This is a genomic window from Pseudomonas sp. DR208 (assembly GCF_019823005.1).
GTDB lineage: Bacteria > Pseudomonadota > Gammaproteobacteria > Pseudomonadales > Pseudomonadaceae > Aquipseudomonas > Aquipseudomonas extremorientalis.
Window position 1 is genome coordinate 5403428 of sequence record NZ_CP081944.1, and the last position, 14633, is coordinate 5418060.

The 14633-nt window shown below is 62.8% G+C and carries 11 protein-coding genes; 2 read left to right on the top strand and 9 right to left on the bottom strand.

The window, feature by feature from the left end; genetic code table 11:
* Window positions 1-49: 49 nt before the first annotated feature.
* Window positions 50-556: a disulfide bond formation protein B gene (locus K5K89_RS24375; RefSeq protein WP_058426762.1), complete on the bottom strand. Its 507-nt coding sequence runs from the start codon at window positions 554-556 to the stop codon at window positions 50-52.
* Window positions 557-769: 213 nt separating this feature from the next.
* Entirely contained in the window at window positions 770-1951 is a 1182-nt protein-coding gene (gene hmpA / locus K5K89_RS24380; protein WP_222540403.1) for an NO-inducible flavohemoprotein, read from the bottom strand.
* Window positions 1952-2098: 147 nt separating this feature from the next.
* Here hmpA and norR point away from each other — a divergent pair, with 147 nt between their 5' ends.
* Window positions 2099-3622, top strand: a complete 1524-nt coding sequence (gene norR / locus K5K89_RS24385; RefSeq protein ID WP_071489201.1) for a nitric oxide reductase transcriptional regulator NorR — start codon at window positions 2099-2101, stop codon at window positions 3620-3622.
* Window positions 3623-3642: 20 nt separating this feature from the next.
* Here the strand turns inward: norR and K5K89_RS24390 are convergent, their stop codons facing one another.
* Entirely contained in the window at window positions 3643-4545 is a 903-nt protein-coding gene (locus tag K5K89_RS24390; protein WP_093128295.1) for a DMT family transporter, read from the bottom strand.
* A gap of 138 nt (window positions 4546-4683) precedes the next feature.
* On the opposite strand from K5K89_RS24390, the gene K5K89_RS24395 reads away from it, so the two are divergent.
* Entirely contained in the window at window positions 4684-5559 is an 876-nt protein-coding gene (locus K5K89_RS24395; protein WP_071489199.1) for a helix-turn-helix domain-containing protein, read from the top strand.
* On the opposite strand, the gene K5K89_RS24400 is transcribed toward K5K89_RS24395, so the two are convergent.
* From K5K89_RS24400 to K5K89_RS24425, 6 genes are all read right to left on the bottom strand, one after another.
* Window positions 5556-8051 carry a LuxR C-terminal-related transcriptional regulator gene (locus K5K89_RS24400; RefSeq protein ID WP_222540404.1) on the bottom strand — a complete coding sequence of 832 codons (2496 nt, stop codon included), beginning with the start codon at window positions 8049-8051 and terminating at the stop codon, window positions 5556-5558. The two genes, K5K89_RS24395 and K5K89_RS24400, sit on opposite strands and share 4 nt — an antisense overlap.
* A gap of 160 nt (window positions 8052-8211) precedes the next feature.
* Window positions 8212-9570: a DUF1329 domain-containing protein gene (locus tag K5K89_RS24405; protein ID WP_071489197.1), complete on the bottom strand. Its 1359-nt coding sequence runs from the start codon at window positions 9568-9570 to the stop codon at window positions 8212-8214.
* A gap of 26 nt (window positions 9571-9596) precedes the next feature.
* Complete coding sequence (locus K5K89_RS24410) at window positions 9597-11387, bottom strand: DUF1302 domain-containing protein (RefSeq protein ID WP_222540405.1); 1791 nt, start codon at window positions 11385-11387, stop codon at window positions 9597-9599.
* Between the two features lie 482 nt (window positions 11388-11869).
* A complete protein-coding gene (locus K5K89_RS24415; protein WP_071489196.1) occupies window positions 11870-12781 on the bottom strand; it encodes an SDR family oxidoreductase in 912 nt (303 codons plus the stop codon).
* 117 nt (window positions 12782-12898) lie between these two features.
* Window positions 12899-13801, bottom strand: coding sequence for an alpha/beta fold hydrolase (locus K5K89_RS24420; RefSeq protein WP_071489195.1), 903 nt, complete (start codon window positions 13799-13801; stop codon window positions 12899-12901).
* Window positions 13801-14583 carry a class II aldolase/adducin family protein gene (locus K5K89_RS24425; RefSeq protein WP_222540406.1) on the bottom strand — a complete coding sequence of 261 codons (783 nt, stop codon included), beginning with the start codon at window positions 14581-14583 and terminating at the stop codon, window positions 13801-13803. The genes K5K89_RS24420 and K5K89_RS24425 overlap by 1 nt, the downstream gene beginning before the upstream one ends.
* Window positions 14584-14633 lie beyond the last annotated feature (50 nt).

Consider the following 14633-nt stretch of genomic DNA (forward strand, 5'->3'; position numbering starts at 1 on the left):
AAACGCCCCGGCCTTCATGAAGAAGCGCCGGGGCGTTTGAGTGAATGATTCAGGCTTTGCGCTGGCGATTGCGATAGATGCCCAGCGGTACCAGGATCACGGTCAGCACGAAGGCCACCAATGCCCATTGCGCCAGGGAAAGCCCCAGTACGGGTGGGTACGGTGTGCTGCAGAAGCCATCGACCTGGAAGCCCAGGGGGAACACCTTGGCCAGCGGCAGGTCATCGACGATCGGTTGCAGCACATCGATGCCGCAACTGACCTGGGGGAAGAACTGGGTGTACACGTGATGACCGGCGGCGGCGACACCGCCAAGGGCGCTGAGCACTACCAGGCCTTCGAACAGCGTGATCGCACCTTTTTTACGCATGGCCGCGCCGATGAACGCGAAGATCGCGATCAACAGCAAGGCATAGCGTTGCAGGATGCACAGCGGGCATGGCGCCTCGCCGAGTACCACCTGCATGTACAACGCACCGCCGATCAACGCCAGGCAGATGATGCCCAGCAACACCAGAAAGCGCCGCTCCCTGCCTAAACGCAATTCGTCACTCATCCCCGTATCCCTTTGTTTGGTTGTGCCAATGGGCGCAAGTTTACACACAGGCCACCGTTTAAACAGAGGGGGGTTAACAGCGGATTAATCCAGAGAAATGTTGTGACGGGGCGGACGCCATCGCGGGCAAGCCCGGCTCCCACAGAGGAATGCGATCCCCTGTGGGAGCCGGGCTTGCCCGCGATGATGCCGACCCGGTGTATCGGCTAAACCCTATTCCAGAGCCGCAGCCGGGCCAAAGAATTCGTAGCGGCTTTGCTGCTCAGGCACGCCCAGGGCCTTGAGGTGGCGCTTGATCGCAGCCATGAAGCCTTTAGGCCCGAGGAAGTAGGCGTCCAGGTCGCGCTGCTCGGGCAGCCAGGCGGCCAGTTGTTCCTGGCTGAGCAAACCCACCTTGTCCGCCGCAGGGCTCACCCCATCGTCTTCGGTGTAGCAGTAGAAGCGCTTGAGTTGCGGATGCTTCGCCGCCAGGGCGTCCACCCAGTCACGAAACGCATGTACGCCGCCGTTACGTGCACAGTGGATAAAGTGCACCGGGCGCTCGGTAGCCAGGGCGGCTTCGAGCATCGGCAGGGTGGGTGTGATCCCTACCCCGCCGCTGATCAGTACCAGCGGCTTATCGCTGGCCGCCAGGGTGAACTCGCCCGACGGCGTGAACAGGTCGATGGTCGCACCGACATGCACTTGGTCGTGCAGGTAGTTGGACACCCGGCCACCCGCTTCGCGCTTGACGCTGATGCGATACATCCCGCTATCGGTCAACGCCGACAGGGAGTAGTTGCGGCGCACTTCTTCACCGTCGAGCACCAGCTTCATGCCGATGTACTGGCCCGGCGCGGCCGCGAGGATCGGGCCATTGTCCACAGGGGCAAAGTAGAAGGAGATGATCTCGTCGCTCTCGACCACGCGCTTGACCACGATAAACGGCCGCGCCCCCCGCCACCCACCGGGTGCCTGGGCTTTTTCGGCGTAAATCGCAGCTTCGGCGCCGATCAGGATATCCGCCAGTTGGCCGTAGGCCGCGCCCCAGGCACTCATGACTTCAGGGGTGGCAATCTCGCTGCCCAGCACTTCGTAAATCGCACGCAGCAGGCAGGCACCGACGATCGGGTAATGCTCCGGCAGGATCTGCAGGGCCACGTGCTTGTTGATGATCTTGGCCACCAGGTCGCCCAATTGGTCGAGTTGGTCGATATGTCGCGCGTACATCAACACGCCATTGGCCAGGGCACGGGGCTGGTCGCCGCTGGCCTGGTGAGCCTGGTTGAACAGCGGGCGGACTTCCGGGTACTCGGACAGCATCATGCGGTAGAAATGGGTGATCAACGCTTCACCGCCGCTTTCCAGCAGGGGCACGGTGGATTTGACGATGGCACGGTCTTGGGCACTAAGCATGGGAGCCTCCTGGGCTTCTTTACTGATTGTCTTTATCTACTCAGCATTCGTGCCAACCAATAATCCGTTTATTTTCAACGACTTAATTAACATGTAGTCAGTATGACCTCCTACAGCTTATAGTCATTAGGACTACAAGGAGTCATTATGACTGCGCAATCGCTGCTCACCACCCTGCTGCCCCTGGTCGCCGACCTGTCCCGCGAACTGCCCGAGGGCGAACGTTACCGCCGCCTGCTGCAAGCCATGCGCGCCCTGTTGCCCTGCGACGCCGCCGCGCTGTTGCGCCTGGACGGCGAGTGGCTGGTGCCGCTGGCGGTGGACGGGCTCAGCGCCGACACCCTGGGTCGGCGCTTCAAGGTCAGCGAGCACCCGCGCTTTGCCGTGCTGCTCAGCAGCCCCGGCCCCACGCGCTTTGACAGCGACAGCGAATTACCCGACCCCTACGACGGTCTGGTCGATGGTTTGCACGGGCACCTGGAAGTACACGATTGCATGGGTTGCCCGCTGTTCGTCGACGACCAGCCCTGGGGCCTGCTGACGCTGGACGCCCTCGATACCGAGCGTTTCGAACGCGTGGAGCTGGACGCCCTGCAGGCGTTCGCCAGTCTCGCTGCCGCCACCGTGAACGTCGCCGAACGTATCGAACACCTGGTCCTGCGCGCCGAAATCTACCGCGAGGCCAGCGGCCAACAGCACAAGGAAATGATCGGCCAGAGCAAACCCCACAAGCGCCTGGTCGAGGAAATCAAGCTGGTGGGCGGCAGCGACCTCACCGTGCTGATCACCGGTGAAACCGGCGTGGGCAAGGAGCTGGTGGCCCAGGCCATCCACGCCGCCTCAACCCGCGCCGACAAACCGCTGATCAGCCTCAACTGCGCCGCCCTGCCGGAAACCTTGGTGGAGAGCGAGTTGTTCGGCCACGTACGCGGCGCCTTTACCGGCGCGTTGAACGAACGCCGTGGCAAGTTCGAACTGGCCAACGGCGGCACGCTGTTCCTGGATGAAGTGGGCGAACTGTCACTGACCGTACAGGCCAAGCTGCTGCGCGTATTGCAAAGCGGCCAGCTGCAACGCCTGGGCTCGGACAAGGAACACCAGGTCGATGTGCGCCTGATCGCCGCCACCAACCGCGACCTGGCCGACGAAGTACGCAACGGTCGCTACCGCGCCGACTTCTACCACCGCCTCAGTGTGTACCCGCTGCAGGTCCCGGCGCTGCGTGAGCGCGGACGCGATGTGTTGCTGCTGGCCGGTTTCTTCCTGGAGCAGAACCGCTCGCGCATGGGCCTGGGCAGCCTGCGCCTGACCAGCGATGCCCAGGCGGCACTGTTGGCCTATAACTGGCCGGGCAATGTGCGGGAGCTGGAACACTTGATCGGACGCAGCGCACTCAAGGCGCTGGGTAACTGTCGCGAGCGTCCGAAGATTCTCAGCCTGAACGCCCAGGACCTGGACCTGCCCGATGTCAGCGCACCGCTGGTTGAAGAATCCTCCGAGGCGGTCGCCCCGGTGACCGGCGACCTGCGCCAGGCCACCGAACACTTTCAGCGCCAGATCATCAGCGCCTGCCTGGAACGCCACCAGCACAACTGGGCCAGTGCCGCCCGCGAACTGGGCCTGGACCGTGCCAACCTCGGGCGGATGGCCAAGCGCCTGGGCCTCAAATAACCCAGGCACCTCCCACATTTTTAGATTGCCTTTGCCTTGAAGGCCGGGCTCGCTGGCTTGGGCTTACGAAACACCAGCACATTGCCCAGCATCACCAGCACCAACCCCGCCAACGCCGGTGCGGTCCACTGATACCCCTCGGCAAACGCCGACACATTCAGCGCCACCACCGGGAACAGCACGGTGCAATAGGCCGCACGCTCCGGCCCCATGCGCCCGACCAGCGTCAGGTACGCGGTAAAGCCGATCACCGAACCTGGAATCACCAGGTACCCCAGCGCGCCGATGTAGCGCGCACTCCAGTCCATCTCGAAGGGAATCCCGCGCACCGCGCAGTAAGCCGCCAGCATCGCCGATCCATAGGCCATCCCCCAGGCATTGGTGGTCAGCGGCTTGAGCCCGGCCTTCTGCTGCAGGCTGGACAGCATATTGCCGGCCGAGAAGCACATCGTCCCCAGCAACGCCAAGCCCAGGCCAAGCAAAGTCTGCGGGCTGGCGGTGTGCCCCACCAGCTCCGGCCAGAACAGCAGGCCCAACCCCGCCAGGCCCAGGCCGCCGCCCATCAACACATTGCGCGCCACCCGCTGGCCAAAAAACACCCGGGCGTTCAGCGCGTTCCACAGCGTGGCCGTGGAAAACACCACCGCCACCAACCCGCTGGGGATCCATTGGCTGGCCGTGAGGAAGCACATGAAGTTCACGCAAAACAGGCACAGCCCCTGGGCCAGACAGATCAGGTGCCCGCGTCGGTTCATCACCTGCAACCTGCGGCTCACCAGCAACAGCGCAAACAGCACCAGCGCCGCCAGGGCAAAGCGATAGACGATGGACACAGGAATCGCCACCACGCCCAACTGCCATTTGAGGGCGATCCAGGTGGTGCCCCAGATCAGCACGGTGAGTAAATACAGGGAAAGGTTCATAGCGGGCTCCATCGGTTGAGCCACAGTGTGGCCCCCGGCCTGGGATGCGCTCTTGCACAATCTTGCGCTTTTGTCGGCCAATGGGATCACAGCAACAACCGTGCGGAGTAGGATGCAAGGCGTCGGAGAGTACGAACCATGCCAGATCTGGAATCCCTGCAAGTCTTCCAAGCGCTTAACCGTTCGCCCAACGCACGCCTCGAAGCCTGCGCCGAGCTCGGTGACGGCTTGTCTGCGGCGCTGTGGAGCAACCATCACGACTCACAGGACTACCAGGCCCCCAGCCATCACACGTTATCCTGCTACATCGGCGGCGGCACCGGCACGTTTCGGCGCGACCAACCCGGCACCAAGGGCGGGCCCGACAAACTGTGCATCCTGCCCGCCGAACACCAGTCAGCCTGGGTGATCAACGGCGAGATCCGCCTGGCCCACGTGTATTTCAGCCCGGAGCAATTCGCCCTCGGTTGCGTCACCCTGCTCGACCGCGAACCGCGCGCCCTGCAATTGCGCGAAAGCACCTTTCTGGAAGACGCCGGCCAGGCGCGACGCTTTCACCAGTTGATCGCGCTGAACTGGCACGAACCCGCCGAGCGCCTGCTGACCAGCAGCCTGGCCCATGAAATGCTCAGCCACACGCTGCTCAGCCAAGTGGGCGCACGCGACGGGCTGCGCCTTAAAGGCGGGCTGGCGGCGTACCAGCGGCGGCTGTTGGTGGAGTACATCGACCAGCACCTGGAAGACCCGATCAGCCTGGGCCAACTGGCCGGCCTGTGCGCACTCTCGGAATACCATTTCGCGCGGATGTTCCGCCAGAGCTTCGGCCTGCCGCCCCATCAGTACCTGCTGGCGCGCCGCCTGACCCGCGCCCAGGCGCTGCTGCGCAGCGGCGCCCTGCCCTTGAGTGAAGTCGCGTTGATCTGCGGTTTCTCCAGCGCCAGCCACTTCACCCATCGCTTCCGCCAGGCCATGGGTGCCACCCCCGGCGAATATCGCCAGGCCTTCAGCGCCTAGGTCATCAACCCCAGGGTCTTGGCCTTGGCCACCGCTTGCGTACGCCGTTCCACCCCCAGCTTGCTGTGGATGCGCCGCGCATGGGTCTTGACGGTGTGCAGGGAGATAAACAGGCGGTCGGCGATTTCCAGGTTGGAGTTGCCCAGGGCGATCAACTGCAGCACTTCCAGCTCGCGTTGGCTCAGGGGGTTCTCCGCCGTGCCCGACACGGCGGCCTGGGGCTCCATGCCCAACTCACTGAGCAACCCCGGCGAGCGCAACCGCAGTTCGCGAATCGCCTGCTGCACCTGGCAGCGCGCCGCCAGCTCAAGCCCGGTTTGCAGCGAGCGGCGCGCCTGACCTGGGTCGCCGACTTGCCAGGCGACCTCACCCAGTACCAGGTGCAATTCGGTTTCCAGGCAGAGCATGCCGCGTTGATGGGCCGCCTCCAGCAAAGCCGTCATACGCGCCACCGGTTGCTCGGCGCAGCCCAGCTTCACTTCCGCCAGCACCAGCAAGTATTCCAGGCGCGGGATCAGTTCCAGGGTGGCCGGCGGCGCCTGTTTGGCCTGGGGACCACGAAAGTGGCGAAGCACACGACGCATCGCTTCCACCGTCAACTCGGCGCGCCCCTGCTGCAACCAGAAATGCCCGCTGACCAACAGCAGCACCGCGCGGTACACCGTGTCGGGGACCTGGCGCTGTTGCATCAAGCGTTCGGCCTCGCGCAGTTGCACAAAGGCCCCGGCGTAGTCACCACGGTTGGCGGCCAGCAGGGCCAGGCCGAGAAACCCGTAGAGCACGCGCTTGTCCTGGCTGTGCAGGCACATCTTCATGCCGCTCTCGAAGCACTCGGCAGCCAGGCTGTCCTGGCCCTGACGCAGCGCCAGGTGCCCGCGTCGCAGGGCGATACGCCCCACCAGCGGCCCGGCTTTCAGGCGTTGCTTGAGCACCATCGCCTGCACATTCTCCAGCAGGCTCTGCGCGCGATACGGGGCGCCGCGCTGCTCCAGCAACTGCGCGTGATCCAGCTCAAGCAAGGCCTCGAGCAGCAACGATCCATGGGCGCGGGCCAGGCATAACGCTTCGCGGCTCAGCGCCTGGGCCACGTCCAGTTCGCCGCGCAGCAACGCTTGCTGGGTGAGGCCCGACAGGCACATCAGCCGCGACGTCCAGGCGCTGTCGGGCAAGGCTTGCAGCGCTTCGAGGAAATGTTCGCGGGAGCGCTCGGCATCGCCGCCCAAGTGCAGCAGCCAACCCCACTGCGCCTGCCAGCGCGCCAGCAGGGAGCGTTGTTGCACCGCCGTCGGTTGCGGCGCAAACCTTGCCAACTGGTCGATGCATTGCGCGGCCTGGTCGAAGCGCCCGGCGAACAGCAACGCCGCCGTCACCAGCCCCACCAGTTGCGCCGAGCCGAGCATCAACTCTTCGCCATGCTCTTCATGCAAGCGCAGCAGCAATACGGCGTTCTGCTGGCGGAACAGGTCTTCGAAACTGAAGTGCTGTAGCAGGCTGACCGCCACCTCGTATTCTTCGGCCAGCAGCGCGTGCTCGAACGCGGCCTGCCAGTCCTGTTCGGCGGTGAACCACTGGCAGGCACGCCGATGCCAGGAACGCTTGGCCGGCCAGGGGTCATCACGTATCAGCCGGGCAAGCGGCGGGAAAACCTGCAACCACTCGGTATCGTCCCAAGGCTGGATAAAGGCGCCGAGGGCCTGCAGCTCGCGCAGGTAGTGGTCACCGTCGCCAAAGCCGAACAAGTGCTCACACAATCCCGGATTAAAGCGTGGCATGTGTGCCAGCACGTGCCAGGCTTCCGTCAGCTCGGGCGGCAAAGTGCTGAACAGTTCGTGCTGCAAATAATCGAGCAAGGTTTTCTGCGGATGGCCGTCCCCCAGCAACGCAATGCGCACGCCGGCACACCAGCCGGCGCTGAACTGCAACACGCTGTCCGGTGACTGCCCCAGCGGGAGCAGTTGCTGAATTTCTTCAAGGGTGAACGCCAACTCAGTGCCGCCCTCCAGCAACTCATCGTCGAGCAGCAGGCGCGGCCAGTTGCAGGCTGGACGGCGCCGCGCCCCCAGCCACCAGGTCAACGAGGGGCTGCTTGCCGTGAGCAGGCGGTCGAGCAAGGCATCGGTTTCGGGGATGGGCAAGCGGCAGAAATCATCGAGGAACACCCAGGCCGATGTTGGCCAGCGGCCAAGATCCGACAGCAGCGTGGCTTCGTCAGTGAACGCCAAGCCGAAGTTTTGCGCCAGGCGCCGGCAAAGGTCGAGGGGGCTCAGGGCGACGCCATTGAGCGGCAACCAGTACACCTGGCATCCCGCGGGCGCCTGCAACGCGCATTCGGCCAGCAACGCACTCTTGCCACTGCCGCCGGGGGCGCACAGCAACTTGACCCTGACCGGCGCCGCGAGCAAAGGCTCGGCCAGGCGTGGGCGCAACAGATGGTGGGCGGACAGCCGAGGCATGAATCCAGGACGGTCCAGGCAGCGTGTCATGGCGGTCATTGCTGCATCCTGCGTTCTTATTGTTATGCAACGTGACGCCTACCCTAGCCCTGTGGTTGGTGGTTGTTGAAGAAGTATTCAGCGGGGTGATTTCCAGCCATGCATAAAACCCAATGTGGGAGAGACTTTCCCCCTCCCACATTTTGATTTCACATCGGGATCAGCGAACGCCTTCGGCCCTCAGCGCAGCCGGGGTGTAATCCGCCGCCTTGGCATTGAACCCGAACACGAAGCTGCTCTTCTCCTCGTTCTTCATGCCCAGCGCGATGTAGCGCCCGGCGATGATGTCGTACAGGGTTTCCACGGTGTAGGCCGGGGTCTGGTGGTCGTAGTAAAACTGCGCATGGCCTTCGGCGACCCGCCACAGTTGGCCACGGCCGTCGTAGTGATCCACCAGCGCCACCTGCCAGCTGTCTTCGTCGATGTACATGTGGCGCTTGGCGTAGATGTGCCGCTCACTCGGCTTGACCGTGCCGACCACTTCCCACACGCGGTGCAGCTCATAACGGGTCAGGTCCTGGTTGATGTGGCCGGCCTTGATGATGTCGTCGTACTTGAGCGTCGGCTGGTCCAGCTTGTAGCTGTTGTAGGGGATGTACATCTCCTTCTTGCCCACCAGCTTCCAGTCGTAGCGGTCCGGCGCGCCGGAGAACATGTCGAAGTTGTCCGAGGTGCGCAGGCCGTCGGAGGCGGTGCCCGGCCCGTCGTACGCCACTTGCGGCGCCCGGCGCACGCGACGCTGGCCGGCGTTGTAGATCCACGCCAGGCGTGGTTCCTTCACCTGGTCGAGGGTTTCATGCACCAGCAGTACGTTGCCCGCCAGGCGCGCCGGCGCCGTCACCGACTGCTTGAAGAAGGTCAGTACGTTGGCCGCCTTCGCCGGGTCCATGTCGGGGATCAGTTGCGGCACCGCCACCTCTTCCTCGAAGCGGATCGGCGTGTAGCTGCCGTTGGTCTGCGGGGTAGCCTGGGTGATGATGCGGCGCAGGTTGCCGCCGTGGTACCGGGTGATGTGGTTCCACAACACCTCCACGCCGTTCTTCGGAATCGGGAACGCGTAGTAGCGGTTGCCGGTGAACCCTTCGAGGCCATTGCCATCGTTGATCGGCTTGACGTTCAACGCGCTGCGCTTGATCGACTCGTAGATCTCCGGCGGCAGGTTGACCGTGCGGTGAGTCGGGTACACCGGGATCTTGTAGGTCTCGGGGTAGCGCTTGAACATCGCCACCTGGCCGTCGGAAAGTTTGTCCTTGTATTTGTCGACGGTGGCTGCGGTGATCACGAACAACGGTTTTTCACTGGCGAACGGATCGGCCAGGAAGCCCTTGCTGTCCACTGCGCCGGCGTTTTTCGGGATGCCGCCGGTCCAGGCCGGGATCGAGCCATCGGCATTGCCGGCTTTTTCGGCACCCACCGGGGTCAGGGTGGTGCCGAGCTTGGCCGCCTCTTCCGGCGACACCGCCGCCATGACGTGGGCCGCCAACAGGCTGAGGGCCATTACCGCAATTATCTTACGCATAGAGTCTTGTCCTTCCTTAAGCCAGATCAGAAGTTCGCGCCGAAGCTGAGGGCGATGAAGTCGCGGTCGGTGAGGGTGTTGTAGTCGCCGCCGAAGAAGTCGGTGTAGCTGAGGCTGGCGGTGTAGGTGCTGCGGTAATCCGCATCCACGCCGACGCTGATGGCCTTGGCGCCTTTGTTGAACAAGCCGTTGGGGCCGTAGCCCGCCACGTCATGGGACCAGGACAGGTTGGGCTTGAGGTTCACCCCGGCAATGGCGTTGTTGTAGTCAAGGATCGCCCGGGCGCGGTAACCCCAGGAGTTGGCCGTGACAAAACCGTCGGTGTCACCCTGGAAGCCATAGGCGCCGTACACCGAGTCACGGCCATAACGCAGCTTGGATTTGTCTTCCAGCCCGCCGACGTGCACGTAGGCCGCTTCGCCCACCAGGGTCAGGCGCTCGGCGCCCAGCACCTGGTCGAAGAACTGGGTCATGGTGCTTTGGATCTGAGTGATTTCCTTGCGCCGGTAGCCTTTGTTGTCGTCACCGAAGTTGCTGCGGATCGGCGAGGCCAGTTGCCCGGCGACCGGGTTGATCAGGGCCAGGGTCAGGTCAGTGGTGTTGAGTTGCACCGGGGCATTGGGGCGGTAGCTGATCTCGCCGGTCCACGCCGTGCCGGTGGGCAAAGTGGTGGAGAAGCTCGCACCGAACAGGCGGATATCTTCCGGGTAGTCCAAGTAGTACTGGCCACGACCGAGCATCAGGCTCTGGACCAGGCCTGCGCCGGAGCCGGGCGCGATGCCATTGGCTGCACCGGCGATCGCACCGAGCCGGGCCAGGCTCGTATTGTTGGTGATGGTGCCCACGGTCGGTGTGCGGCTGTGGTAGTTCATGAAGTACAGACCGTATTCGGTGTCATCCCCCAACCAACGCAACGCCGTACCGAATTGGCCACTGTCACGGGCGTCACGATCCTGTGCACGCTGCACGATCACCCCTTCACGGGTCACTTGAAAGCCTTGCCCGAACGCGGCGGCGACGGGCTGCAACGGCGCAATCGCCGGGTTGCCCACGGTGTAGTTGTCATTACAGCCATGGGCCGCCACATCCCCACCAAAGAAGGTGCCGCAGTTATCCAGCACGGTGTTTTCCCAGTTGAGCTGGTAGAAGCCTTCCACTGTCAGTTGGTTGGTCAGGCTTTGGGAGGCGAACAGCATATTCACCGGGATCAGCCCTTCCTTGATCTCTGCACCAGGGCGGCGGAAAGCCGAAACGTCGATGGGGTTGATGCTGTTGATAGAGTTACCGATAAAGGTGCTCTCACCCCAGCTGACCACTTGCTTGCCGAGGCGCACGTTGCCCGGTTGATCGCCGATGGAGTAGTTGTGATAAACGAAGGCATCGAGCAATTCATAGCCCGAAGAACGCGCGCCCTCGTCACGATGGTGATTGCTGATCTGTTTGAACTCGCGGTCCTCGTCCTGCAACTCGAAGTCGTACCAGTACTTGCCGCGCACGAAGACGCCGCTGTCACCGTACTTGAGCTCCAGGTCGTGAATACCCTTGAAGATCTTGGAAAAGGTCTCGCCTTTCTTGAAGTTCAGGCGTCCGTCATCGCCGGTAGACGCCTGGCCAGTACCGCCGTTGACGGTGCTCACCAGCTTCTTGTCGGCGTCGCGCATGCCCCAACTCGCGCCCACCGACAGCGAAGAATCGAATTGCCCTTCGATCTCGCCAATGTTGAACGAAACAGCCTGTGCCTGGGCACAGCACCCCAACGCAACCGCAGCGGCCAGCGCCTGTGGCCTGAAGATGGCGCGCATTGTTGTTCTTGTCATGCGTCTTCCCCGGTGAGTGACAGAAGGCCCCACCCTACTGCCGCGTCTCAGGAGCGATAAGCGCACCAAGGAGGTATTCGTGTTGTCGCTCGAAAGGATGACAAGGCGCTCTGGCCGGGGTTTGGGCGCGGGCATGCAGCGGGTGGATAAGGGGTTATCAGGAGAATGGATGACGCGCAGTCCAACTATTGCTGTTTTAGTAACAGTCCTTGTCACGAACCGGCATTACTCATCCTGTTACAAACGACTATTCTTACCGGGCTTTCAGGGCAGACGGCCCGCTTCCCCGACCGGAAGAAAAGCCAGATTCAAATGGATTGAGGCCTGCTTTCAATCTGTTACCGGTGTTCACTGACGTTGATTTGTCGCTCCTTGATCCAACGTCTGACTTCAGCCGCTGCGTTTGCAGCGGCTTTTTTTTGCCCTGAATAAAACGGGGCGCCATCAGCGCCCCGCAGCATTAAAGCTTTTTCAAGCAACGATCACAGGCTGTATTTCTGCAAGTTGGCCATCATTTCCTTCAACGCCTCGATGTTGTCCTTGGGGTGAACAGCGCCTTCGAAGTCACAGATCTGCTGCCAGTGCGCAGCCACGTCTTCGGGGGAAAACCCCGCCTCCGGATCAAAGCCTACGCCCAGGCTGCGTTCCCAGCGGGTCTTGCCGATCCAACCGCCGCCCACTTCAAACAACCCCGAGGTTTCCTGGCATGCCTCGCTGCCCAGGTACACCACCAGCGGGCTGACCAGTTCCGGCTTGAGGCGCTCGAACACTTGCGGCGGGATCAGGCCTTCGGTCATGCGGGTACCGCCGGTGGGGGCGATGGCATTGACCAGGATGTTGTTCTTGCGCCCTTCCAGCGCCAAGGTGCGGGTCAGCCCATACAGGCCGAGCTTGGCCATGCCGTAGTTGGACTGGCCGAAGTTGCCGTAGATACCCGAGGTGGATGCGGTGAAGATCACCCGGCCATACCCTTGCTCGCGCAGATGGGGCCAGGCAGCGCGGGTGACTTTGTAGGCGCCTTCGACATGCACCCGATAAACCAGGTCCCAGTCGCTGTCCTCCATTTTGTGGAACGTCTTGTCGCGCAGGATCCCGGCGTTGTTGACCACCACATCGATACGCCCGAACGCATCGAGAGCGTTCTGCACGATCTTGTCACCGTCGGTGACAGAGTCGTGGTTGGCCTCGGCGATACCGCCCGCTTCGCGAATCTCGGCCACCACCCGATCGGCCGCCGACGCATTGGCGCCCTCACCTTGGGTGGAACCGCCGAGATCGTTGACCAATACTTTGGCACCGTGTCTGGCGAACAGCAGCGCATGGGCCCGGCCCAATCCGCCGCCGGCGCCGGTGACGATCACGACCTTATCCTGGAACTGCACTGACTCACTCATACCGAACTCCAATGGCGACGATGGGAATGGGTCGAGTGTCAGGCACGGGGGCGCAGGTCACAATAAAGCCGGCCAGGGCTGAATGGTGCTCGATAAGGCGCAGGGATAGTCGTCAGCTCAGGAATAGGCGATTCGCGAGGTCGGTCGCCCGATCCGCTCACGAAACGCCAGGTAATGCTTGAGCACCTGCACCGGCGCCTCGATCTGCGGGTAATGGCCGATATTGGCCAGCAGCACTGTGTCGGCGTGGGGCACCAGCTCGCGGTAACGCGCCACCATGTGGGCGCCAGAGATCGGGTCGATTTCGCCATCGATCACCCGCAGCGGCACTTCAGCCTGTTGCATCGCATAGACCCAGCGATCGCGCAGACGCCGTCGCTGGGGGACGTAGGCAATGAGTTTGTGCAGGATGCGCGTGCCTTCATGAGAGTCGATCAGGCTCCAGAAATCATCCAGGGCACTCTCGCTGGGGCGAGTGTCGGGCCCGAAGATCTGGTTGAAACTGTCCGCCAGGGCATTGCGCCCAAAGGCACGACCGATCATCCAGCCCAGCGGGCTGAGCAGCAGCTTTTGCACCAGCGCCGGACGGTGGGTTTCCGGAAACAACCCGCCGTTGAGAAACACACAGCTGGCCATGTGAAAGCGACCTTCGTAGTGCCGGGCCAGCAGTTCCTGCGCGACGCTGTCGCCGTAGTCGTGGGCGAGCACGTGCACCGGCTGGTCCACGCGCAGGTGCTCGAGCAACGCCTGTTGCAGATCCGCCTGTTCCAGCAGGCAATAACCGTGGTCGAGGGGTTTGGCCGAATCGCCGAAACCGAGCATGTCGCAGGCGATCACCAGGTTGCGTTGGGCCAGGGGCTGCCACAGGTAATGCCAGTCCCAACTGGCAGTGGGAAAGCCATGGATCAACAGCAACGGCTCACCCTGCCCCGCCACCCAGTAGCGGATAGTGCGGCCGTTGAAGTCGAACGTCTGGCTGCGTTTGCGCCAGACACTCAGCGGGATCTCGGCGAGAGGCATCAGGTTTTATACCCAGGATCGAGGCTGTCCAATTTACGCAGCAACGCCGGCCACGCCAGCGCGCCCCCCATACCTTGAGCACTCTTTGTGACAGCTGCCACCATCGCCTTGGCACCGGCGAGGATCTGTGGCCCGATGGGGATCAATTGCGCGCCGCCACTTTGCGCCAATACCTGGATATCGCAGGCGCGCTGGAAGGTAAACATCATCAGAAACGTATCGGCGATGGTGCTGCCGCAGGTCAGCAGACCGTGGTTGTGCAGCATCAGGAAACTATTTTGGCCAAGATCGGCCTGCAACCGGGCCTTCTCTTCGTGGTTCAGCGCCACGCCTTCGTAGGCGTGATAAGCCAGGCTCGACAGCACGAAGATCGATTGCTGGCTGATCGGCAAGACACCCTGCTTCTGCGCCGACACCGCCACACCCGCGGCAGTGTGGGTGTGCAGGACGCACGTCACGTCGTGGCGCACTTCATGGATGGCGCTGTGGATGGTGTAGCCCGCCGGGTTGATCTCGTAGGGGCTGTCCATCAGCTTGTTGCCGGCCTGGTCGACCTTGACCAGGCTCGACGCGGTGATCTCGTGAAACATCAGCCCGTAGGGGTTGATCAGGAAATCATCGGTGCCCGGCACCTTGGCCGAGATATGGGTGAAGATCAGGTCATCCCAGCCGTGCATCGCCACCAGGCGGTAGCAGGCTGCCAGGTCGACGCGGGTCTGCCACTCGGCAGCGCTGACCTGATCTTTGACATTCTGTGGCGATGGAACGGGGGCTAGGCTCACGGCAACGACCTCCTTGGCGCACTTTCTTATTATTTTTTGAGTGATGGGCC

Excerpts from the sequence above, each read along its gene's own strand:
- K5K89_RS24375 (WP_058426762.1), bottom strand. The coding sequence starts at position 556 with ATGAGTGACGAATTGCGTTTAGGCAGGGAGCGGCGCTTTCTGGTGTTG.
- hmpA (WP_222540403.1), bottom strand. The coding sequence starts at position 1,951 with ATGCTTAGTGCCCAAGACCGTGCCATCGTCAAATCCACCGTGCCCCTG.
- norR (WP_071489201.1), top strand. The coding sequence starts at position 2,099 with ATGACTGCGCAATCGCTGCTCACCACCCTGCTGCCCCTGGTCGCCGAC.
- K5K89_RS24390 (WP_093128295.1), bottom strand. The coding sequence starts at position 4,545 with ATGAACCTTTCCCTGTATTTACTCACCGTGCTGATCTGGGGCACCACC.
- K5K89_RS24395 (WP_071489199.1), top strand. The coding sequence starts at position 4,684 with ATGCCAGATCTGGAATCCCTGCAAGTCTTCCAAGCGCTTAACCGTTCG.
- K5K89_RS24400 (WP_222540404.1), bottom strand. The coding sequence starts at position 8,051 with ATGACCGCCATGACACGCTGCCTGGACCGTCCTGGATTCATGCCTCGG.
- K5K89_RS24405 (WP_071489197.1), bottom strand. The coding sequence starts at position 9,570 with ATGCGTAAGATAATTGCGGTAATGGCCCTCAGCCTGTTGGCGGCCCAC.
- K5K89_RS24410 (WP_222540405.1), bottom strand. The coding sequence starts at position 11,387 with ATGACAAGAACAACAATGCGCGCCATCTTCAGGCCACAGGCGCTGGCC.
- K5K89_RS24415 (WP_071489196.1), bottom strand. The coding sequence starts at position 12,781 with ATGAGTGAGTCAGTGCAGTTCCAGGATAAGGTCGTGATCGTCACCGGC.
- K5K89_RS24420 (WP_071489195.1), bottom strand. The coding sequence starts at position 13,801 with ATGCCTCTCGCCGAGATCCCGCTGAGTGTCTGGCGCAAACGCAGCCAG.